The organism is Coleofasciculaceae cyanobacterium (assembly GCA_036703275.1).
Classification (GTDB): domain Bacteria; phylum Cyanobacteriota; class Cyanobacteriia; order Cyanobacteriales; family Xenococcaceae; genus Waterburya.
The window spans coordinates 34,450-57,697 of the sequence record DATNPK010000064.1; the positions used below are offsets into that span (position 1 = coordinate 34,450).

Below are 23,248 nucleotides of genomic sequence, written 5' to 3' on the forward strand. Positions count from 1 at the left end.
CGATAATCTTTTAAATGTACAATGCGATCGCCAGTTCTGCTCCAAGATTTAACCAAGATTTGATTATGTATCGACAGGGCATCTTAACTAATGTGCTTAATCCCAAAGTTGCTCTATTTTTTCTAGCATTATTACCACAATTTGTCGCGCCAACTACTAGCTATCCAATGTTTTCGTTTTTTTTAGGTTGTTTGTTTATCACTACTGGCACTTTGTGGTGTCTATTTGTTGCCTTAGTAGCTGCAAAAGCTTCCACTATCGTTCGCTCCCAAACTTATCTGCTCAATATAGTCAACGAAAAGAACTGGAGTAATTTTTATTGGTTTAGCAATTAGACTCGCTACCGAACAGGTAGAATAGATTACTAAAAATTGCTATATTAAAATATTTAATTTTGTACCTTGCCAAAATCAAAAGCTTTGCCTACTGTAAAACACAGCAGGTTTAATTCGAGCAGAAATAGCTAGAGAGAAAATGGCTTTGCTTTCTCTCTAACAGAAATTAGTTGGCATTAGCTAAGAGTGTCTTTGGCTTTATCTATTGTTTTGTCAAAAGTGTTTTGGACTTTATCAACTCTTTCTTTTACTTCTTCTGGTTGGTCATCAGTTACCTTGTCCATAGCTTCTTTAGCTTTCATTCCAGAATTTTCAGCTATTTGTTTGGATTTATCGTCATTACTCATTGCTGCTTTTTCCTTAATAATATTTCATTTTTATTACTAATAAAAATCCTAATCTAGTTTTATTTTCAACTAATCTATCAAAAGAAATAGTTAACTATGAGCGACTTTGTTGAGAAGTCCAATGCTGTAGTCTGTTATCTACTGCCAATCTAATAAACTGAGTACTTCATCAGCGGAAAAAGAACGTTTTTGCTCGATCGCCATATTTTTGATTCTTTCTCTAAACTCCTGATATTTTTCTGGGGGTAGAGGTTGATTGAGGTGATGCTCAAAAAGATATTGGAAATTGCTGGCGCCACTAAACTTACCAAACCAGACTTCGGGTTTTCCTTGGGCAAAAAGATAATAGCTAGAGCGATCGCAACATAAAGAATCAACATGAATACCTGTTTCGTAGCGCAAACTTGCAGGAGAGTAGGGGGCGTTGGCGTAAAATCCTTTGTTGCTTAAATAGTTAGTCACCTCAGCCAAAGCATCGTAGTTAATTCCAGCTACCCGCCAGCCATAGCGTAACTTTAAACCATTGAGAACCTGTTCGATCGCCACATTGCCCGCTCTTTCGCCAATTCCGCCAAAAGTCCCCGAAATTCCTGTTGCCCCGGCTAGAATTGCCTGGATGGTATTTTCTAAAGCCAAACCGCGATCATTATGGAAATGGACAGTAAGAGGCGTTTTATTGTTCGTAAATTCAATTAGATTACGCAGCCAAAGTTTGGTGTCTTCGGGGGTGAGAACACCCACGGTATCGCAAAGCAAGAAGTGACTGATGTAGGGCTGAAATTTAGTAATACACTCGACTAAGAAATCAAAATCAGCGCGACTGGCATCTTCGGCGGCAAAACAAATCTTTAATCTTTGAGCAGCAGCATATTTCAAGTGTGCTAAAACTTTAGTGATCATTTTTTGGCGGATCTGCTCGATCGCTGCTGGATTTTCAGCTGCTTGATCGCGAAACTCAGGATCTCGCAGTGAAAGTAAGCGATCGCTTACCGCATTAAACAGAATAATTGTTTCCACACCGCAGTCTTTAGAGCGATCGATGTATTTTTTTTCCATCATGGTAGAAGCAACGAGGGTTTGTTGCATTCCCAGATTAATTAGACGTTTAGCTAACTTAGCCTCTGTCTGATGTATGGCTGGCATCAAGGCGAGGTAATGCACTCCAGTCTTGACAATTAGTTGAGCTAGTTCATGTTTGGTTTGAGCATCAAAAAAAATGCCTACCTGTTGTTCTCCGTCTCTTAGAGTTTCGTCAAAAATAGTGAGGGCAATCGTTTTCATCACCAAACATTAGCACAATAGTAATACAGAATATGCGATTTAATTAAATAAAATGGATTTTGAATCAAGATATCGCCTCAGCTGCGACAATTTGCTATAAAGTAACTCTAAATTTGATAAATCGGTAGTGAGTGGGTTAAATAGCATCTATGAAACAGTTGGACGAACAAGTAAATATTTCTCTCAGTCATGGGGCTGAATTACCCAATTCTGTTTTAGCAACTACTAATTTATCAAAACTTATTCATCAAGCAGCAGCTAACAACACGGGAATTACTTATTACAGCGATAAAAAACCAGGGTGTAGGTTCGATTTTCAATCTTATGCTGATTTACTCACACAAGCTCAACGTATTTTAAAATCTCTGCGCGATCGGGGTTTACAGCCACAAGACAAGGTAATTCTACAGCTTCAAAATCCCCGATATTTTTTTGCTAGTTTATGGGGCTGTTTCTTGGGAGGTTTTGTACCAATTCCTTTGGGGGTAGATCTGGCGCCTAACCTGACGGATCGCAGCAGTATACTAAATCGAGCGTGGGAGTTATGCGATTCGCCGTTAATTATTAGCGATCGCGAGATTAAAGATTTAGCTTCGCTTAGAGTTGAGGATTTATTAGCTAACGAACCTGACGATCAATGGCATTGCGGTAAATTAGATGATTTAGCCTTGTTGTTATTTACTTCTGGCAGTACGGGAAAGCCTAAAGCAGTCATGCTGTCGGCGCGTAACCTCATAGCCAGTATTTATGGCATGGCCCAAATAAATCAGCTTACTGGGCAGGATATATCTTTAAACTGGATGCCCCTCGAACACGTGGCTAGTTTGGCAATGTTTCATCTGACGCAGGTGTATTTAGGATGTCAGCAAATTCACGTCAAAAGCGAACTGATTCTGCAAAATCCGCTACAATGGCTGGATTTAATCGATGAATATCGGGTTACGGCTACTTGGAGTCCTAACTTTGCCTATAACTTAGTCAATGAAAGGTTAGAGGATACAGCCCAACGTAATTGGGATTTATCTTGTCTGCGCTGGATGGGTAATGGGGCGGAGGCGGTTGTCGGTAAAACTACGCAGCGGTTTTTGAAGTTACTATTACCCTGTGGTTTATCGCCGAATGCTCTTAGTCCTGGTTACGGAATGTCGGAAACGACGTCAGGAATAACCCATTCTAATGACTTTTATCTTAACCTAAATCGAGAATTTGTTTCGGTCGGCGCACCTATCCCTGGAGTATCTTTACGAATTGTCAATCAAGCTCAGCAAATTTTGCCAGAAGGTGAGGTTGGCTTATTGCAGGTAAAGGGTCAAACGGTAAGTGCGGGGTATTATCAGCAGCCTGAATTAAATCAGGAAATATTTACTGCCGATGGTTGGTTAAATACGGGGGATTTAGGTTTTTTAAGTTCAGGAAGATTGACAATTACTGGCCGTCAAAAAGATGTGATTGTTATTAACGGGGTTAACTATTATAACCATGATATAGAAACGGTAGTTGAAGCGATCGCCTCGGTTACGGTTTCTTATACTGCTGCCTGTGGCGTTAAAGATAGTAACCAGCAAGAGCAAGTAGCTATTTTTTTTAATACCCAAGAGTCAGAAGATCGCTTGAGTGAATTAATTAATCAGATCCGCAAAAACGTTTTTACTCAAATCGGCGTCGCGCCAGTCTATATTATCCCCGTAGAGAAAGAAACTATTCCCAAAACGGCGATCGGCAAAATTCAACGATCGCAGCTTAGTCAAAGATTTGCCGCCGGGGAATTTGATCGACGAATTACAGAAATTGCCGAATTATTTAACCAGAGAAATTTAAGTCAGCAAGAGTTACCTGGTAATGCGATCGAACAGAAATTAGTTGAGGTATGGCAAGAAGTTTTAAACCTACCCACAGTTAGCGTCAAGGATAACTTCTTTGAATTGGGGGGAAACTCTTTATTGCTGATGCAGGTATTGAGTAAACTGACTGAATATAATCACTTGTCTGCGGTGACGTTGTTTCAATACCCTACTATTTCTGCTTTGAGTAATTATCTTAATTGCGATCGCGAATCTATCGCCGTACAGCAGGGTAAACGCAAAGGAGAATTACGACGCAAAGCGACGGGTAATAAAGATGTAGCAATTATTGGGATGTCCTGTCGTTTTCCTGGGGCAAATAATTTAGAAGAGTTTTGGGATAATTTATGTAATGGTGTAGAGTCGATTAGCTTTTTTGACGATGCAGAAATTCTAGATGCGGGAGTCGCTGCCGAGTTACTTAATCATCCTCACTATGTCAAAGCCAGTCCTATTCTGGAAGACATTGAAAGCTTTGATGCCGATTTTTGGGGTTATAGTCCTAAAGAAGCCCAGTTACTCGATCCGCAACAGCGTTTATTTCTCGAATGCGCTTGGTCGAGTTTAGAAGATGCGGGGTATGATTCTTTGACCTATGAAGGAGATATCAGCCTTTATGGTGGTGCAGCCAGCAACACTTATCTATTGAATAATCTTTATCCCAACCGTCATCTTGTTGACGAGCAAGACAGTATGGGGATAATAAATTTAAGCTCGATGGGAGGCTTTCAGGTTACTACGGCAAACGACAAGGACTATCTTACCACTAGGACATCCTATAAACTCAATCTTACAGGTTCGAGTGTCAATGTGCAAACCGCTTGCTCTACATCCTTAGTCACGGTGCATTTAGCCTGTCAAAGTTTAATTAACTTAGAATGCGATCTGGCTCTAGCTGGCGGTGTTTCCGTCCACTCTCCCCAGAAAATGGGTTATTTATACCAAGAAGGTATGATTTTGTCTCCCGATGGTCACTGTCGGGCTTTTGATGCGGAAGCGACCGGTACTATCTTTGGTAGTGGTGTGGGAATGGTAGTATTAAAGCTGTTAGAGCGAGCAATTGCCGATGGCGATCGCATTTACGGGGTGATCAAAGGATCGGCAGTTAACAATGATGGCGGTATAAAAGTCGGTTATCTCGCGCCCAATGTAGACGGACAAACTAGAGTCATAGCTGAAGCTTTAGCCTTTGCCAATATACCACCTCAATCTGTCAGTTATATTGAAGCTCACGGTACAGGAACAAAGTTAGGCGATCCGATTGAAATTACCGCCCTAACTCAAGCCTATCAAAACGATCGCCAAGATACAGGTTATTGTGCGGTTGGTTCAGTTAAAACCAATGTCGGACATCTACAAATGGCATCGGGTATTGTGGGCTTAATTAAAACTACCCTGTGTTTATATCATCAAGAAATTGCTCCCAGTCTACACTTTAAACAACCTAATCCCCAAATTGATTTTCCAAGTAGTCCTTTTTATATCAATACGCAGTTGCAACCTTGGGAATCAACTAACTATCCCCGTCGTGCTGGCGTTAATTCTTTGGGTATTGGTGGTACTAATGCTCATGTAATTTTAGAAGAGTTTGTCACTAAAAAAGCAGTAGACGAGCAACAGCTTCCAGCATATTTATTGACTTTATCAGCCAAAACTCAAGCTGCCTTACAAGAATTAGTCAAAAGCGATCGAGACTATTTATTCAAACATCCAGATATTCGTTTACCAGATATTTGTTTTACTAGTAATATCGGCAGACACCACTTCGATTATAGAGTGGGTATTGTTGCGAGTAACAAATTAGAATTAGTCGATAAATTAAACCAGATATCTACAGGTGAACTTGTTCGGCAGAATAACAAACTAGCCTTTTTGTTTACAGGACAAGGTTCGCAATATGTAGGTATGGGACAACAGCTATATAAAACTCAGCCTGTTTTTCGAGAAAATTGCGATCGCTGTTTGGAGATTTTACAACTTTATCTTGACCTACCAAATGTGAGGATGAAGGGCGGTTTGTTTCTACAAGATGAATTCGCTCTCAATCAGACAGAATATACTCAACCCTTATTATTTACGATTGAATATTCTCTGACCAAACTATGGCTATCGTGGGGGATTAAACCCGATGTAGTCATGGGACATAGCATCGGAGAATATGTAGCTGCAACTATCGCGGAAGTGTTTAGTTTAGCAGATGCTTTAAAGTTGGTAGCAATTAGAGGTAAGTTAATGCAAAGCTTATCTAAGAATGGGGCGATGTTAGCTGTTTTCTGTTCTCAAGCAGAAGTTGATTTAAACTTAGATGAAAATATCAGCATTGCGTCAGATAATGGAACCCATTTAGTACTTTCTGGGTTGCAAAGTGAGATTAATAATATTGCTAAAAAGTTAGAGTTACGAGGAATAAAAACGCAATTATTAAACGTATCTCATGCTTTTCATTCTCATTTGATGCAGCCGATTATCGCAGAATTTAAAACAGTGGCACAAACTATTAATTATTCTTTGCCACAAATACCGATTGTTTCTAACCTGACGGGGGAATTAGCCGATAAAACTATAGCTACCGTAGATTATTGGGCAAATCATATTTTGCAACCCGTTCAATTTGCGAAGAGTATTCAATATTTAGCTCGCCAACAAATAAATATTTTTCTGGAAATTGGCACAAAACCAACGCTAATAGCAATAGTAAAAAGTATTTTAGACCGTAAATTATTTTTACCTAGTCTTGATTCTAAACAAGATGATTGGCGACAAATGTTAAACAGTTTATCACAGTTATATATGGCTGGATTAGACATTAATTGGTCACAAGTTACGCAAAACTATAATGCTCAAAAAATATCTTTACCTACCTATCCTTTTCAGCGCCAAAGATACTGGTTCGATCTGCCTAAAGATATTAATCTAGTTCGGGCTCAAAGTAAATGCGATCGTCATCCTCAAAGATTAATTCATCCCCTACTTGGAAACCCATTATCTTCTCCCTTAAAACAAAAAATTTTTCCAGTTAATCTACAGGCTAATACGATTGACTGGCTACAAGATCACTGTTTAGATAACAAGTCACTTTTTCCAGGTACGGCTTATTTAGAAATGGCGATTGCATCTGGATTATTTAAGTTTAAAACTAACCAGTTAACTATTGAAGATGTAACTATTAATTCTCCTCTCTATATAAAAGATGATTTACCCGAAATTCAATTAATTTTATCTCCTAAGCAAGATACTGCTACCTGGGAGATTTATAGTTTAGATAACGGTGATTGGCAATTACATTGTGCTGGTAAAATTTTAGCTTCAAATCAAACAGCAACAAGTATTGAATTAGCAGCGATTAAAGCGCAATTTCAAAATGCTCAATTGGATGTTGAACAATACTATTTACAATGTAAACAAGGAGGACTAAATTATGGTAAAAGCTTTCAGGGAATAAAACAATTATGGGCAAAAGATAACCAAGTATTAGGAGCAATTGAGTTACCCAGTAATTTAAACAGCAGAGAATACCATTTACATCCTGCACTATTAGATTCTTGCTTACAAATATTATTTGCAGCTAAAGCTGCAGAAGATCGAACTACAACTTATATACCTGTCGGTTTAGATAAATTAAATCTATATACTCTGGCTGACAACAAAGTTTGGAGTTATCTCGAATTAAGACAAGATAATAGCCAGAATAAAATTATAATAGCAGATGTTTGGTTATATAGCGATCGCGGCGATCTAATTGCCAAACTTGAAGGCTTGAAATCTCAGGCGATTAATTTCCAACCCCATTGGCATAATTGGCTATATCAGCAGGAGTGGATTAAGCAGTCTTTACTAACAAAATCTTCTTTATCCAATCAGGCTGGTACGTGGTTGGTTTTTGCAGACAACACGGGTATTAGTGAAAAGTTAGTTACGCTATTCAAAATACAGCAGCAGCAATGTCATCTAGTTATCCGCAATACTGTTACAGATAACCCTGAAGCATTTCCAACTCTAATTCAACAGCATGAAGATATAGCAGGAGTTGTTTATCTCTGGAGTTTAGATAGTGTAGAAGATTGGACAGAGTGTAAAAGTTATTTGTATTTAATCCAGGCTTTGATCCAACACCCAGCTAATCCTCCCCTGTGGTTGGTTACCCGCAACGCACAACCTGTAGATAACTATCAACTGACATCAGGAATTAACAACTCTTGTCTTTGGGGAATGCAAAAAGCGATCGCACTAGAACATATAGAATTAAAATGTGTTGGTATCGATCTAGATCGCAATCCTACAGATAACGAAGCCGAAAGTATTTTTCAAGAAATCTGCACGGGAGAAATTGAACAGGTTGCATATCGCCGTCATCAACGTTATGTATCGCGTTTAGTTCAAGCTAACTTAACTGAATCTAAATTAAATCAACAGCTACAAATAAGTCATGCGGGTAATTTAGATAGTTTGCAGTGGAAACCGATTACTCGTTCACAACCTCAAGATCGTGAAATTGAAATTGAGGTAAAAGCAACTGGGTTAAATTTCCGCGATGTAATGATCGCTTTAAACTTATATCCTGACGAGACAAAATTTTTAGGTTTAGAGTGTGCGGGAGTAGTTACCGCAGTGGGTAAAGCAGCAGGCGACTTTCAACTTGGGGATGAAGTAGTTGCTATATCTGCCAACAGCTTTAATCAGTATCTTACTGTTGATTCTAGACTGGCTATCCATAAACCAGAATTCAGTTTTGCTCAAGCTGCAACTATTCCCGTAACCTTCCTCACTGCTTATTACACCCTTTCTTCTGTAGCGCAACTACAGCCAGGAGAAAAAGTCTTAATTCACGCAGCAGCAGGTGGTGTCGGTTTAGCCGCTATTCAAATAGCACAACGTCTAGGCGCAGAGGTTTTTGCTACGGCTTCGACTCCCAAGTGGGAATTGCTTAAGTCTATGGGAGTAACTAACATCATGAACTCCCGTAGTCTGAGTTTTGCTGAAGAAGTTATGTCTGCAACCCATGGTGAAGGTGTGGATGTGGTGTTAAACTCTCTTTCTGGTGAATTTATCTCCAAAAGTATCTCGGTGTTAAACGATCGCGGACATTTTATCGAGATAGGTAAACAGGGTATTTGGTCGGTCAACGATGTCGCCCAAGTTAAGCCAAGTATTAATTACTCGATTGTCGATCTGTGGCAAATTACTCAAGAACAACCTGAACTAATTCAGCAGATGTTGGCTAAGTTGCGATCGCAATTTATGACCAAAGAACTAAAACCTCTACCCCACAAAGTATTTACTCGGGACAACACTATCGCTGCTTTCCGCTATATGCAGCAGGGGAAACATCAGGGAAAAATTATTATTACCCAGGACAATAGATCGGATAAACGTGAGGGTAAACAGTCGTTTGCCCCTACCACTAACTGCACCTACCTCATCACAGGTGGAATGGGTGCAATTGGCTTGGAGGTAGCGCAATGGCTAATAACCAAGGGCGTAACTAATCTTGTCTTGCTTGGACGTAGCGGAGTAAAACCCGAATTACGGGACAAACTGCAAAAAATACAAGAGAATGCTCAAGTTAATCTTATTAAAGCAGATGTTGCTGATACAAATCAACTAGCCCAGGCTTTATTACAAATTGAATCTACATTACCACCCTTGCGCGGAGTAATTCATTGTGCAGGAGTTATCGACGATCGCAGCATATCTAACCAAGATTGGTCGAGCTTTAGCGAAGTTCTCGCACCCAAAGTACAGGGAGCATGGAATTTACACTCCTTAACCCAGAAATACGCCCTAGAAAGCTTTATTTTATTCTCTTCGGCTAGTTCTCTCTTAGGTTCGCCAGGACAAGCTAATTATTGCGCTGCTAATGCTTTTCTCGATACTTTAGCCCATGGTCGCCGTAGTTTAGGATTACCTGCGATCGCTATTAATTGGGGTGCATGGAACAATACGGGATTAACTGCTAACACGCAAATAACCGCTAGTCTGCAACAGAGAGGAATTGGCAGTATTAAACCGATTCAAGGAATAGAAATATTAGAACAGTTACTATTAGATTTTCCAGCGCAAATTGGCGTAGTTCCTCTTGATTGGCAGGTATGGCAAGAAAATAATCTTGCTACTCCTTTTCACAGTAATTTTGTTTTAACCAATACTTCGGGCAATAATACTGATATTAAACAGCAACTATTAACTATAGATATTACTCAACGCCGAGATTTATTAATTAAAAATATTAGTGAACAAGTAGGCAACATTTTAGGTATCAAAGATCTTAATAAGATTGATGTAAATTTAGGTTTTTCCGAATTGGGTTTAGATTCCCTCGGTTCAGTAGAACTAAGAAATAAACTTCAGTCTAGTTACGCTCTAAAACTATCTCAAACGGTTATTTTTGATTATTCTAATATTAATTCACTAGCAGATTATTTATTAACAGTCATTTGGGAAAATGTGCCAATCAAAGATAATATTGATTTTAAAGATAACACCCAAACTCAAGTTGAAACTATGACGGATGTTGAAGCAGAAGCTTTACTTTTAGAAGAATTAAAAGACTTTGATTTTTAAGCCGCTTTGCTAATAGCTATTAGCTTTTGAACTTTGAGAACGTTGAGTAATTTCTTGAGCGATCGCCTTTAAAGTATTTTCCAAATAACTTTCATAAATGCCATAAAAAAAAGGCTTCTCTGTATTGGATTCAGGCTCTACTTTTACCCGATGAGTCACTAGTATTTGGCGAGAATTTATCTGTTTTATTTGCCAAGTTCCTGATAAAGATTTTAGATCGCCTTGGAACTGCTGAAAATCTACTTTATATGGCTTAGTTTCTTTCGCCTCAATTTGTACCGTAAATTTTTCTTTAAAAAACAATAAGTCAACAACATTTACCTGCTCGAATATTTTGCGATCGCCTCGCTCTACAACTATCTTACTTGAGGCAATATTTGGCATAAAACTAGGAAAATTGTTGTAATCAGTTAATACTTGCCATGCTGTATCGAGATTACCTGTTGCCAATACTTGTCCAAGATAAGCTCCCTTTTCACCCTTAAGTATTACCTTGCCTTGATTTAAGTTAGTCTGTTCTTGAGTTGATAGTTTGACTTCACTGGCAGCATTCTGAGCCAAGACAGTAAAATTTAGACTAAAACTAATCAACCCAATAAAAAGAGTAATTTTAGTTAATTTGAGATAATTAAACATTAATTATAAGGGCAGTAATTAGGGTTAATTAAACATCAAGAAGTAACAATTTTAACAGAGAGATCGCCAATCTGGTTCCAGCAAATTAAACTAATTTATGACTAATCTTGCCTTGAATTGCGGAAATACTAACTACCCTGGGAGAAGCTAAATAACTTTTTCCTGTAGGATCGCCAGTACGCCCTGTAAAATTGCGGTTAGTTGCATAAATTCCCGTCTCCTGTTTACCTAACACTCCCTTACCAGAATTAATACAAGCACCACAGCCAGACTTAAGAATTTGCACGCCTGCTCGTTCAAAAATATCAAAGTAGCCCAACGCTTCTGCTTGCTGACGTACTGACACAGAAGCGGGAACAACATACATTTGCACGTTTGGGTTAACACGCCGATTATCTAACACCTTGGCTACCTCGGCTAGATCCGATATTTTCCCCCCTGTACAAGAACCAACAAAGGCGAGAGTAATTGGTACTTCTGGTAAATCACTAATCCCAACAACCCGATCTGGTTTTGGGGGACAGGCTATTTGAGGTTCTAAATGAGTCAAATCGAATTGGTAAATGCGATCGTATTCAGCATCCGCATCGCCTGTTATAGCGTCAAACTCAACTTGATCAACGGTCAGAGCAGGCTCCGTCGTTTTATATGCGGAGCGGTATCCTTTAGGACGGCGGAGTAATCTCTGACTTTGCTCTTGGAGATATTTAGCGGTAATAGCATCAGGTGCAATCAAACCGCACATTGCGCCACACTCAACCGCCATATTACTAAGAGTCATCCGTTCATCGATGGATAGCTGTTGGATAATACTTCCCCCAAATTCAATTACCTTCCCAATTGCACCCTGACAGCCGATCTTACCCAAGATAAAAAGCATAATATCCTTGGCACTGAGATGTTCGGGTAAAGTTCCTGAAAGCTCAAGCACAATTGTATCGGGAACACGAATCCACATATCCCCTGTAGCTAGTATGTTTGCCATATCGGTAGTTCCTACCCCCGTCGAAAAACTACCAAACGCGCCATAGGTACAGCTATGAGAATCAGTACCCGCAATAATCATTCCTGGATGGATTAAACCCTGTTCTGGTAACAAGACATGACAAATTCCCGCTGCTTCCCCAGGTGAGACTAGATCGAACAGCTTGCAGTTATATTGAGCAGCAAAATCTACCATATCCTGATAAAGCTTAGTAGCCTGGGAATCTACTCTAATATCATTAACTTGAATAAAATGATCGGCAACTAACACCACCTTGCTAGCGTCCCAAATTAGCCTATTTTCGCCAAAATTTTGCTGAAATTGCCGAAATACTGGTGCTGCGATCGCATCATGAGACATTGCCAAATCTACCTTGGCAAATATAACCTCCCCAGGTTGCACATAACCATTTCCTGAAGCTTTAGCGAGCATTTTCTCCGTCATGGTCATCAAGCGAGGTGCTGTATTACTTTGGGGAACAGTAATCTTGTTGTTTAGACGCTGTTGATTAAAAGCAGTTAATCCCCCTGCTGTGGAAATAGCTTTGACTACGGGATTGTCTTGATGATCGCCAATAATTTCCAAATCCAGACCAATATTTATACTGTTGCGGTAAAAAATTTCGGCAAAAGACTCAGCGCGAACTAACTTAATTCCTGCTGCTTTGATGGCTATGGGTGCATACTCCCGACTCGAACCACAGCCAAAGTTCGATCCTGCTTCAATCACCTGGTAATCTAACAAGCGATCGATGCCGATTATATGTTCTAAAACATAGTGCTTCAGGTGTTCGGGATCGGGGTTAGTAGTACGATGAGCAGGAATAATGTCATCGGTATTAATATCATCGCCAAGTTTTAGTGCTTTCATAATGTTTTTTAGCTATTAGCTATTAGCTTTTTTAAATATTGATATACATTACTATGTTTTCTTTCGATCTTTGGCGTATTCTACTCTATCACTTTGAACAATTTAATCGTTCCAATAAGTACTTCTTTGGAAAGGATAGGTAGGAAGGGTTATTTTTTTGCCACCACTTTTTTTAGCTAATACTTTCCAGTCGATCGCTATTCCTAATACATATAGTTGAGCTAGTCCAGATAATATTTGCCAATTGTTTGATTCAGATTTAATTTGAGAGCAGATAATATTTTGTGATGCGTTATTTTTTCTAGTTATGGTGGTGTTATTTAACTCCCAACAAATATCGGCTAGATCCGAAGCAACTAAAGGATTAGCAATTAAAGATTCGATTAATTCTGGTAACTCTTTACTTGCTGATTGTGATTTTAAAGCAAGTCTTGGTTCTTGATTAAGATTAGCCTTTCCCTGCCATAATTTTGTTGGGGTTTCCCCAGAAATAAACTGAGTTAATTTAATTTGTAAATCTGCGGTAGAAGTTACGGTAGTAGCTAAGCGATGATTAAAATGCGATCGCCCTGTATTTGTAGTACAGCAGATATCTTCAATTAAAAGATGGGGATGTAATTTTAAAAAACTAAGATAGTTTGTCGTGAGTTGAGACAAAGCTTGATTACTTCTGGCTGATAAAGTAAATAAAAATATATCTTGCTCCGTGTCTCCCCGTTTTCCCGTCTCCCCCTCCAGAGAAATACTAGCTTCTTGAACCACAACATGAGCATTAGTACCGCTAAAACCAAAACCACTAACTCCAGCTAGGCGGGGTTGTGCTGTTTTGTTCCAGGGTATCGCTTTCTCTGGTAGTTGGAACGGTAGATTTTGCCAATCTACATTATTATTTAAATTTTTTAAGTGTAGATTACGAGGAATCAACTTATTTTCTAAAGCTAAGACAGTTTTAATTAAACTAGCTATACCCGATGCCGATTCTAAGTGACCAATGTTAGTTTTTACCGCACCTAAAATTAACTGTTGATTATCTGGAAATACTTTGCTCAAAGCTTCAATTTCGATCGCATCTCCCAAAGCTGTTCCCGTACCGTGGGTTTCTAGATAACTAACCTGTTGTGCTTCGATTCTACTGTTAAGCAAAGCCTGTTTAATTACTGCTTGCTGAGACAAACTATTAGGAGTGGTAATACTGCTGGTGCGTCCATCCTGATTAGTAGCCGAACCTAATAAGATAGCTCTAATATTATCTCGATCGGCGATCGCATCACTAAGTCTTTTCAATACGACTATGCCGCAACCTTCAGATCGCACAAAACCATTTGCATCGCGATCAAAAGTCTTACAGCGTCCATCAGAGGACAGCATTTTTGCTCTTGAAAAATTTAGACTAATCTTGGGAGAAATTAAGCGGTTAACTCCTCCTGCTAGAGCCATATTGCACTCGCGATCGCGTAAACTTTTAATCGCTAGATGTACTGTGACTAAGGAAGATGAACAAGCCGTATCTAGCGAGATACTCGACCCGGTAAAATTAAAAAAGTGCGATATACGTCCTGATGCCAAACTATGAGTATTCCCTGTAGTAAGATAAGCATCAATCTCTGTTTCTTTTTGGTTCAATAGCTGATGCCAATAGTCTATAGCTGAAACACCGATAAATACTCCAGTCTGGCTACCTTGAACTAAATCGGCAGCAATAGCTGCATTTTCCAATGCTTCCCAACTAACTTCTAATAATAATCTTTGTTGCGGATCTAAACTAGCAGCTTCTCTGGGTGCAATACGGAAAAAACTAGCATCAAATTCTTTGAGATGAGGCACAAATCCACCGTAGGTAGAGCAAATTTTTTCTGGTGTCTTCGATTGAGTATCGTGGTATTTCAACTCCTCCCAGCGTTCGTTAGGAATCTCAGTAACAGCATCTCTTCCCTCTTTTAACAACTGCCAAAATTCCTCGGAATTATCTGCGCCAGGAAAACGACAACCCATACCTACTACAGCAATTGACTCATGTTTAGCCTGTTCGAGAGTCTTTAGTTTGCTTTGCATTTGTCTCAGCGCAAGTAAAGCCTTTTTAGTAGGAGATAAATCCATTGTTTAATCACCAATTACAATTAGTGACAAGTTAAGGTTGTGTGTTGTTTGTCAATTGGTTTGTAGCGCACAAAGCGAAGTAATGCTGCGTCGTCTTACGACGACGATCTGCGCGGGGCGTATAAAGGAGGACACGGGTGGCGAACCAAGTTCGCCACCGTGAGATGTCCGTGTCGCAGCAAAGCTACGACCATATGCGAAGCGGTATCCTTTAGGACAGCCCCTTGCGTACGCGCTGCGCTATTAGCTATTAGCTATTAGCTTTATCTATCAATGGCATACTGATTGTTTTTAGCCATGACTAAAGAATAAGATATTGCTGCGTACATTGCCCAAAAAGAACTACTCATAGTGGTTATAGTACCCTCGGTTAAATTCGACAGCAAAATATACGACATAAACAAAAGAGGCCAAAACCCTTCTGGAGCATTGGTTTTTCTCAGCAACGCTAAAGATTGCCCTATGGTAGTAAGAAAACTTACCATGAACACAATTAACCCAATCAATCCAATGGAGAGCCAAATATCGAGAAATCCGTTGTGAGCATAAATTATAGGTATTCTCATTGCCAACTGCACATAGCCAGAAGGTCCTTCATAACCATTCCAAAACGCAGCCAGTCCGTAACCCAACCAAGGACGTAGTTGAATCTGATCCCAAACATATTGCCAAATATCTGTTCTTCCTGATAAAGTCGCGTCTTTTCCTACAGAACCAAACAAAGAATCCGAACCAATATATCCAGTAACCAAAACAATAGCAAACAAACCAATGATGGTTAGGGCTAATACTGCTAAAATGAGCACTTCATATCGCCATCGGAAAATACGATAGATAATACACAACAGCAACATGAAGACAAAAGTACCTAGAGCTGTTGTGGATTGAGACAGGGTCATGGCAGCACAGCTAAGAGCTAACAAGCACCAATAAATCCAGCTATATTTTTGTCCTCGAAGAGCGTTTAAGCAAAAAATAACGCCGCTAGGAGCCATAAATGCGCCAAACTGATTTTTATGTGTGAATACGCCTCGCAAAGCGCCTTCATGGACCCCAGCCATTAATCCGTATTGGGGTATGGCTACTACAAACAAAACACTTAAAATCAATAGTAATCCATAGGTCCAACCTAGCAAATCCATCTGTTCCGTAAGACTGTAGCGGGTTGCCAAATATAGACCAAAAGCAGTGGTTCCGAGCGCGTAAATAGTAAACCTCAGAGTTTGGTCTGGATTTATTGACCAAAAATAGGAAAAACAAACGATTCCCATTAATATCCAAAGAAATTTATTGTCAAAAAGCACTGGCAGAAACCTTTTCCATCTCACCGTCAAAAGAATCAAGGTGATCGCGTAAATTAGGAGTGAGATCTTGGCATTGAGCGACAAATCGAAGCTGCTAAGATCTATACCATCTCCTTCATTAACTCCTTTAGTTAGAAGAAGAGGCGTGATGGCATTAGACATATGAATTAAAGCGAATATGGAAAAAACAAATTCAAAAATTCTCAGTGTACTGCCTTGGCTTTTTGTCTGTATATAAACGCTGTCCATAAAGACTAAAATAATTTAACTGTTTTTTAAGGTTAATCGATCCTCCATAGCTTTGACAGTAATTTTTAGTAATCACAAAAACAGAAATAATCTTAAATAATCTTACTCAGAAAGAGGAGTCGCGATCGCATGACCGACACACCAATCAATTGTGTCATAAGAGTTTTCAATCTGAGTGACTTGATAATTTAATGATTCCAAGAAATCAGCTAATTCTCGATACTTGCGTTCGTAACCAGCGCGATCGCTATCATCAACTTCATAGATAATGGTTGGCTGATAAGTTTTAATAGTTTCGCTCATTCCCTTGAGTACGTCTAATTCTGCTCCTTCAACATCTACTTTGACAAAGTTGGGAGGCGTAATGCGGTTTTGAGCAATTAGATCGTCTATTGAAACCAAATCAATAGTTACTTCTCCTGCCAAATCTGGTGGTGCATCAGCCGTAGCCAAAGCGTGTCCTCCAGAATACTTAGCCAGTAATAGTTGTCCTTCTCCTGAGGTATTAGAAACGGCTTTTTCAATTACTTCTATTTGGTTGAAATCATTTAGCCGAGCATTATGACGAATGCTATTAGCATTTCCTTCTCCTGGTTCAAAAGCGTAAACCTTGCCCGTATTACCGACTAATTTAGCGGCAATTATGCTAAAAAAACCTACGTTTGCCCCAATATCATAAAAAACATCTCCAGCTTGCAAATGTTGAGCAAAAATATTTTGAATCGGGATTTCATAAGTACCTAACGCTAATTCGGGACAGGATTCTCCTGAATTAAACTTTAATCCTTTAGCCACGCCATTTCTCACGGCTACGTCTCGCTGGCGTAAACCCGCACTAGCCAGACGATATTTTAAAGAACTAGGGTTGGAACTAGCTAAACTTTCGAGAACGTTTACGGGAAAAAGGGGTAAAAGGTTAAATACTGCTTGTTTAATCATAATTTTGCTCCTGCAACTATAGTGCGACGAAAGATTTCTTGGGTTTGAAAGAAACATTCTAGCCATTCTCCATCGGAGACATCTTTGAGTAGTCCCCAGTTAGGATCGTTGACTAAAGGTTTCATTTGAGTCTGATGTTGAGCCAAAGCAAGCTGTTTTTGTGACTTGACAGGTTCGATTTCAACACGGTAATTAAATTCTTGAACTAGCTGTAAACCACATTTTGCCTTGATGCTGGCTTTAAAATAGGCAATTTTTGAGTCTTGATCTCCTGTTTTCGTCCAGGGAAAATGATGCCAGTACCAAACGGGATATTCATAGACGGTAACTTCTTTAGTATAGTTTTGTAATGCGGCTAAAACGATTTGATTTGTCGCTAGATGATCGGGATGAGTTTCGCGAATATAAGGAATAAATACCTGCTGAGGCTGTTTTTGCTGAAGTAATTTATTGACCTGAGCGATCGCTTTTGCCGATGACTGCTGCAATTCTCCGTCACGAAAAGCCAAAAACACCACATTCTCTGAAGCTACGCCCAAGGTTTCAGCGGCTTTAACTGCCTCTTGTTGACGCAACGTAATTAACTCAGCATCTGGGATAAAGCGATCGTGAGAACGACTGCCATCGGTCATAAAGACAATTTTTACCTCTGCACCCAAGGCGCGTTTGCGCATAATTGTTCCGCCACAGCCGAGGGTTTCATCATCCTGGTGGGGGGCAAAAAACACTGCTGAAGCTGCTAAATCTTCAGTTGATAGGGGGTCAATTTTATCAATTTGCTTAAGATAGCGATCGCGCAACTGCTTTCTGAGAAACATTAGATTTCAGCTTTACTCCTATGTCTGCATAACAATCTACTAAACTTTCGGCAATTTGTGACCAACAATAGCGTTGCAAAACTTTTTTTCTGCCTGCTTTTCCCATTTCTCTAGCTCGATCGGGATCGGCGATTAATTCTACGGCTGCATCCGCTAAAGCCTGAGGATTTGCAGGCTCTACCAATAAACCATTCACCCGATCGTCGACAATTTCTGGCATTCCGCCAATTTTTGTCGCAATTACTGGAGTCTGAGTTGCCATTGCCTCGACCAAAGTCATACCGAAAGCTTCACTAAGAGAAGGATTAATCAAGACATCGGCATTTTGATAGTAAGGTAATAGTTCTGGTTGAGCTAGTGAACCCGTAAAAATTACTTGAGAAGCTAAATGAGGCGGAATTTTGCTTTTAAGATGTTCGAGATAATCAATACTGTAAAAAGGTTTTAGAGCCTGTACTTCAGGTTCAGGCTGCAAATCACACAGCAGTTCTTGAACAATTACCAGATGTGGTCCAGCAATAGTTAAGACAGCTTGGGGATACTGCTCTGTTATCTTGATAAAAGCATCGATTAGATCGTGAACGCCTTTTTCAGGAGAAATACGACCGACAAAAAGCAGTTGGGGCGCATTTGGCTCGTGTTGAGGGCGAGAATTAACAGAAGGTACAAAATAATCTGCATTGACACCATTGTTAACCGTGCGACAAATCCCCGCATATTCAGGTAAGCGAGTCTTAATTTTGTTAGTAATGTAGTCACTACAGCTAATAATTAAGTCTACTTCTTTTAAACGAGACGCGATCGCATCTCGATCCAGTCGATTCAACCATTCACAATGCAGATGGATAATTATCTTGGCATCCCGATTGCGATCGCGAATTATCGGCACAAATTGGGAGAAGTTATGAATATGAATTATGTCGCACTTGCATCGAGCAGCGTCTTGAGCGATCTGCCAAACATAGCCCAAATAAAACCAAGCAGAACCAAAATAAGGCAATTTGGCTTGAAAATTTAGTAAACTGGCGATTTTTCTGGGAATTTTCAACCAGATATCATCTGGTTTAATAGATATAGCTCGGTATTCTAGCGGAAAATCCGTTTTCAAGTTGTGTTCTGATTGCTTATTGGCATTGAGCTTAGCTTCGCAACCATAGTAGATAATCTGACCATACTTACTAAGGTAACGGCTGACTTGATAACTCCAAATCCCAGTTGAATCGCTACCCCTGGGTAAAGCGGCAATCGTCCAAGGTTGATTGACAAAAGATAATTTCAAACTAATGACATCTCCTATTCAAGTATTAAATAAAAATATCACCTTTTTAAAATATTTAATATCTACCTTTTGCCTGATGAATTATCAATTATTGTATTGATTGTTAATCTAATTACGTTTTTTTTCCTGCTATTTATTTACAAAGTCTTAATATTATTATTTTCCGCTTCACTCAAATTTTATCTTCAGCCATAGTTATGCCTTATGTGCAACATAAAAATTAAGAAAAGTTTACATATAAAGATTTAAAAAAGTAGCTAAATTATCAATTGTTAGTATAATTATTAAGAATTGCTACTCTTTTATGTTTTTTGGTCTATTTTATTAATTTTGAAAAAGTTAAGACAAAAACTTAAACATATTTCTCAGAAGTCAATAGTCAAAAATAGCCTTTGGGAATTATTAGCCAAGCTAGTTAATATCGGCTGTCAAGCAGCTTACTTTACCGTTATTGTGCGGGTTCTTGGCACAGAAAATTATGGTGCATTTGTGGGGATTACTGCTTTAGCTGCTCTGATTTTTCCTTTTGCTAATTTGGGCAGTGGAGATGTTTTAATTCAGCAAGTATCTAGAGATAGAAAAGTGTTTTCTACCTATTGGGGAAATGCTTTAATAATTATTTGTATTGCCAGCTTACTGTTAACAACAATTGCTTACTTTATATCTCCTTTTATTTTTGCCGAAATTATTAGTTTGCCAGCTATATTAGCTATTTTATTAGCAGATTTAACTGGTTTGGCTGTGTTTATGGTTAGTGCTAAAGCGTTTATATCTCATAATTTATTAAAAAATTCTTCTTTATTACAAATTATTAATACAATCACCAAATTATTAGCATCGATACTGTTAGCAACCTGTTATCAAAAACCCTCTTTATTACAGTGGTCTTATTTATATTTATTAAGCTCGCTAATTACAGCAGTCGTCGGGATTGTTTGGGTAAATAAAACTTTAGGCAAACCCAAGGTGCTTTCCCAGGCCATACCAGAGATGGCTAATCAAGGAATTTACTTTGCCATCGGCGAATCTGCTTATAATATCAACTCCGATATTGATAAAACAATGCTAGCAAGTATGTCTACCCTGGAAGCAACAGGTATCTATGGAGCAGCATATCGCTTAATTCAAGTTGGTGGTATTCCGATTTATGCAGTACTATCCGCTTCTTATCCTAAATTTTTTCAGGAGGGAACAAAAGGAATTAAGGGCTGCTTGAGTTTAGTCAAACGACTTTTACCTTTGGTCGTAATTTATGGGATTATTTCCTTAATAGGTTTTTTATTTTTTGCTCCTGGGATTGTTTATATTTTAGGAGATGAATATCAAAATGCGATCGCCACAGTACGCTGGCTTGCACCCATCCCGATTATCGGTTCGATACAGTTGCTCTTAGCAGATACCCTTACGGGTGCAGGTTTTCAGAAAACTCGCAGTGCTATTCAGGTAATCACCGCCTTAGGCAACGTCGGATTGAATTTCTGGTTAATTCCCTTATATTCCTGGAAGGGTGCTGCTTGGGCAACATTAACTTCTGATAGTTTTCGGATTATTGGTTTGGCGATCGCTGTAGGCTGGTTTTATCACCAACAAAGAACCAGAGTTTAATTATTCTTTCATCACCATAAAATTGCTAAAGCCACTGCCAGTATCATTACCCCACTCCCAGTTAGCGACAATGCCAAGACGATTAATACTTAGAGCATTAGCCCAGGGATAAACATCGGTGAGGGCGCGATAAAGAACGGTTTGCTGGTTAACCCGCACGGTATAGTTATTACCATCAAAGACAACCCTGAGGGTGTAGGGTTGCCCAAAAGCGATCGCCTTGCCAATGTTGGACCACACTGCATCGTAAATTTCTTCAAACCCATCGATACGGAAAAAACAAGAAATGGATTCTCCTTCATAAAAATCATCCAACCAGGTATTGATAATAATGTAATTATCTTTGTCCTGCCAAAAGATTAAGCCACCTCGTCCTTTTTCTCCTTGTCCCCTTTCTTTCCCTGGAGGAAAAATCGTTACTGACATATCAGCAAAACTAGAATGATCCCAAGCCACAGTATAGGCAGTACGCCCTGGTAAGGGATGCTCAACGCTAGCCTCTATTTTAGTAATGCCCGATTGCATTTTGAATGCACCCTGACCAAGAGTTTTTGACCAGACTTTATTGCCTAGAGAGGTAGTTTTGCCAGTTAAATCTCCTTGCCAAAAATTGAAGTCATCTTGAATAACAAGATCCGATCCTTCGCGCCACCAAGGAGAACCCAGATCGAGATTGGGAATAGTTACCGTGCGAGGATGAGCTTCAAAGTGACGTAAATATAAATTGGATGCCTTAAATATGGTTACACCGATTCCTGTAGCCTCAGCTAATTGCTTGTCTAGAGAAACGCCTTGCGCAGCTATGCCGTTGGGCCGATCGCCGACTAGCTTACCATTAAGATAAATTCTGAATTCTTGTCCGTCATCTAAAATTTGCCAATATGTAACGCTATTAGGCACAAGATAATCTTCAGTACTAATATATATTTCTTTTGTTTGTCCAGCCTCAATTAACTGAAGACAAAGCTGTTCCTGATTAAGACGACAACACCAATAATTATCTCGATCGCGAAATCTCCAGATTATGCCCAAATCTGCTGGCGCATCTCCCGTAAATATTTCTAAATGTAATAATCCAGAATTTGCTTGAGGATCGAGAATAGCCAGACTATTGTTTTCTCTTGCCACCAAGCCCTTTTCCGTCCGCTCAAAACCGCCAGACAAAACTGACCAACTTCCTCCTACCTCAGCAGCAGTATTCGTTAGGTTGCTTTGTCCTATTAAGGAGTCTGCTGCATGAGCCGTACCATACCAAGTTTCTAATTCAGCGATTGTCTCAACTTTGACTCCAGATACTCTAGTCTCAGCCCGAAAGCCAATTTGACCGAGAACGCTTTGATGAACACCTGCATACACGGTAGCTTCAGAATTAACGCCATCGATCGCTACTGGACGTAGCTGAGGATAGGCTGATAAGCCATAAACCTGTGGTAAAGATGCAGCATAGTAAGCTGCACCCTGTTCTCTCAAGATAACCACATAGTATACGGGGACGTTTTGCAGTCCCCGAAAAATAGGTAATAATTTTGTTCCTACTGAAGCTAGCAACTCGCCATTTTCTGCTCCCGTAGCTCGCACGACGAAACCATTGCCTGTTTGCGTTGGGTTATTTGGCACTGCATCAGCAAACCAACCAACTGCTAAATTATCGTCAATTGGAGGTAGAGGAAAGAATTTAGTCACCTCAGATGCGATGCGTAACCAACCTAATAAACGTTTTACTGTTTCCTGCTTTTGTTTACTACCCAACCAGGCTACAATCCGCTGCATTACCGATTCAGTTTCACTACCTTTGAGCCAACGAGAAATTCTTTTATAGAGCCATTCAATAGTTTCCGCTTGAGAAGTATTATGACCGTTAAGGATTAACACGGCTACAGCTAATCCATTCTGGCGTTGATATTCACCGTAGGCAATACCCTGTCTACCCCAGCCTGGTTGAATCAAAGGTTTAAAACGTAGGGCATTATTGTCTATAGCGATCGCCTTTTCTCGATCTATTCCCTTTCTCTCAATACCTCCTTTGCATTTAGTGTCGATCGTCTTACCTAAAGGGCGATCGTCTTGAAAACTATCGGTAAATGATTCATTCATCTGTAGA

General features: G+C 39.5%; 13 protein-coding genes. 3 read left to right on the top strand and 10 right to left on the bottom strand.

Annotated features, from left to right (window positions below; genetic code table 11):
• Nucleotides 1-14 precede the first annotated feature (14 nt).
• On the top strand, nucleotides 15-335 hold the full coding sequence (locus V6C71_11460) for a LysE family transporter (GenBank protein HEY9769093.1): 321 nt from the start codon (nucleotides 15-17) through the stop codon (nucleotides 333-335).
• Between the two features lie 176 nt (nucleotides 336-511).
• On the opposite strand, the gene V6C71_11465 is transcribed toward V6C71_11460, so the two are convergent.
• Nucleotides 512-682 (bottom strand): hypothetical protein, encoded by a 171-nt coding sequence (locus V6C71_11465; protein HEY9769094.1) that lies wholly within the window; start codon nucleotides 680-682, stop codon nucleotides 512-514.
• A 138-nt stretch (nucleotides 683-820) separates the two neighbouring features.
• The gene (locus tag V6C71_11470) at nucleotides 821-1,963 is read right to left on the bottom strand and encodes a 2-isopropylmalate synthase (protein HEY9769095.1); all 1,143 of its coding nucleotides are present in this window, start codon (nucleotides 1,961-1,963) and stop codon (nucleotides 821-823) included.
• A gap of 149 nt (nucleotides 1,964-2,112) precedes the next feature.
• Between V6C71_11470 and V6C71_11475 the strand changes: the two genes are divergently transcribed.
• Nucleotides 2,113-10,365, top strand: a complete 8,253-nt coding sequence (locus V6C71_11475) for an SDR family NAD(P)-dependent oxidoreductase (protein HEY9769096.1) — start codon at nucleotides 2,113-2,115, stop codon at nucleotides 10,363-10,365.
• Nucleotides 10,366-10,374: 9 nt separating this feature from the next.
• Here V6C71_11475 and V6C71_11480 read toward each other — a convergent pair whose 3' ends face one another.
• From V6C71_11480 to V6C71_11510, 7 genes are all read right to left on the bottom strand, one after another.
• Nucleotides 10,375-11,001 (bottom strand): SRPBCC family protein, encoded by a 627-nt coding sequence (locus tag V6C71_11480; GenBank protein ID HEY9769097.1) that lies wholly within the window; start codon nucleotides 10,999-11,001, stop codon nucleotides 10,375-10,377.
• A gap of 85 nt (nucleotides 11,002-11,086) precedes the next feature.
• Nucleotides 11,087-12,856 carry an aconitase/3-isopropylmalate dehydratase large subunit family protein gene (locus tag V6C71_11485; protein ID HEY9769098.1) on the bottom strand — a complete coding sequence of 590 codons (1,770 nt, stop codon included), beginning with the start codon at nucleotides 12,854-12,856 and terminating at the stop codon, nucleotides 11,087-11,089.
• Between the two features lie 102 nt (nucleotides 12,857-12,958).
• The gene (locus V6C71_11490) at nucleotides 12,959-14,953 is read right to left on the bottom strand and encodes a beta-ketoacyl synthase N-terminal-like domain-containing protein (protein HEY9769099.1); all 1,995 of its coding nucleotides are present in this window, start codon (nucleotides 14,951-14,953) and stop codon (nucleotides 12,959-12,961) included.
• 263 nt (nucleotides 14,954-15,216) lie between these two features.
• A complete protein-coding gene (locus V6C71_11495; protein HEY9769100.1) occupies nucleotides 15,217-16,419 on the bottom strand; it encodes an O-antigen ligase in 1,203 nt (400 codons plus the stop codon).
• Nucleotides 16,420-16,608: 189 nt separating this feature from the next.
• Complete coding sequence (locus V6C71_11500) at nucleotides 16,609-17,445, bottom strand: FkbM family methyltransferase (protein ID HEY9769101.1); 837 nt, start codon at nucleotides 17,443-17,445, stop codon at nucleotides 16,609-16,611.
• Complete coding sequence (locus tag V6C71_11505) at nucleotides 17,442-18,263, bottom strand: PIG-L family deacetylase (GenBank protein HEY9769102.1); 822 nt, start codon at nucleotides 18,261-18,263, stop codon at nucleotides 17,442-17,444. The genes V6C71_11500 and V6C71_11505 overlap by 4 nt, the downstream gene beginning before the upstream one ends.
• Nucleotides 18,226-19,542 carry a glycosyltransferase family 4 protein gene (locus V6C71_11510; GenBank protein HEY9769103.1) on the bottom strand — a complete coding sequence of 439 codons (1,317 nt, stop codon included), beginning with the start codon at nucleotides 19,540-19,542 and terminating at the stop codon, nucleotides 18,226-18,228. The genes V6C71_11505 and V6C71_11510 overlap by 38 nt, the downstream gene beginning before the upstream one ends.
• Before the next feature lie 330 nt (nucleotides 19,543-19,872).
• On the opposite strand from V6C71_11510, the gene V6C71_11515 reads away from it, so the two are divergent.
• Nucleotides 19,873-21,147: a flippase gene (locus tag V6C71_11515; GenBank protein HEY9769104.1), complete on the top strand. Its 1,275-nt coding sequence runs from the start codon at nucleotides 19,873-19,875 to the stop codon at nucleotides 21,145-21,147.
• On the opposite strand, the gene V6C71_11520 is transcribed toward V6C71_11515, so the two are convergent.
• Complete coding sequence (locus V6C71_11520) at nucleotides 21,148-23,241, bottom strand: hypothetical protein (protein HEY9769105.1); 2,094 nt, start codon at nucleotides 23,239-23,241, stop codon at nucleotides 21,148-21,150.
• Nucleotides 23,242-23,248 lie beyond the last annotated feature (7 nt).

Bases quoted from the DNA above. Each gene is read 5' to 3' on its own strand.
- V6C71_11480 (HEY9769097.1), bottom strand. From the start codon at position 11,001: ATGTTTAATTATCTCAAATTAACTAAAATTACTCTTTTTATTGGGTTG.
- V6C71_11495 (HEY9769100.1), bottom strand. From the start codon at position 16,419: ATGTCTAATGCCATCACGCCTCTTCTTCTAACTAAAGGAGTTAATGAA.
- V6C71_11460 (HEY9769093.1), top strand. From the start codon at position 15: ATGTACAATGCGATCGCCAGTTCTGCTCCAAGATTTAACCAAGATTTG.
- V6C71_11500 (HEY9769101.1), bottom strand. From the start codon at position 17,445: ATGATTAAACAAGCAGTATTTAACCTTTTACCCCTTTTTCCCGTAAAC.
- V6C71_11490 (HEY9769099.1), bottom strand. From the start codon at position 14,953: ATGGATTTATCTCCTACTAAAAAGGCTTTACTTGCGCTGAGACAAATG.
- V6C71_11505 (HEY9769102.1), bottom strand. From the start codon at position 18,263: ATGTTTCTCAGAAAGCAGTTGCGCGATCGCTATCTTAAGCAAATTGAT.
- V6C71_11475 (HEY9769096.1), top strand. From the start codon at position 2,113: ATGAAACAGTTGGACGAACAAGTAAATATTTCTCTCAGTCATGGGGCT.
- V6C71_11470 (HEY9769095.1), bottom strand. From the start codon at position 1,963: ATGAAAACGATTGCCCTCACTATTTTTGACGAAACTCTAAGAGACGGA.
- V6C71_11520 (HEY9769105.1), bottom strand. From the start codon at position 23,241: ATGAATGAATCATTTACCGATAGTTTTCAAGACGATCGCCCTTTAGGT.
- V6C71_11485 (HEY9769098.1), bottom strand. From the start codon at position 12,856: ATGAAAGCACTAAAACTTGGCGATGATATTAATACCGATGACATTATT.
- V6C71_11465 (HEY9769094.1), bottom strand. From the start codon at position 682: ATGAGTAATGACGATAAATCCAAACAAATAGCTGAAAATTCTGGAATG.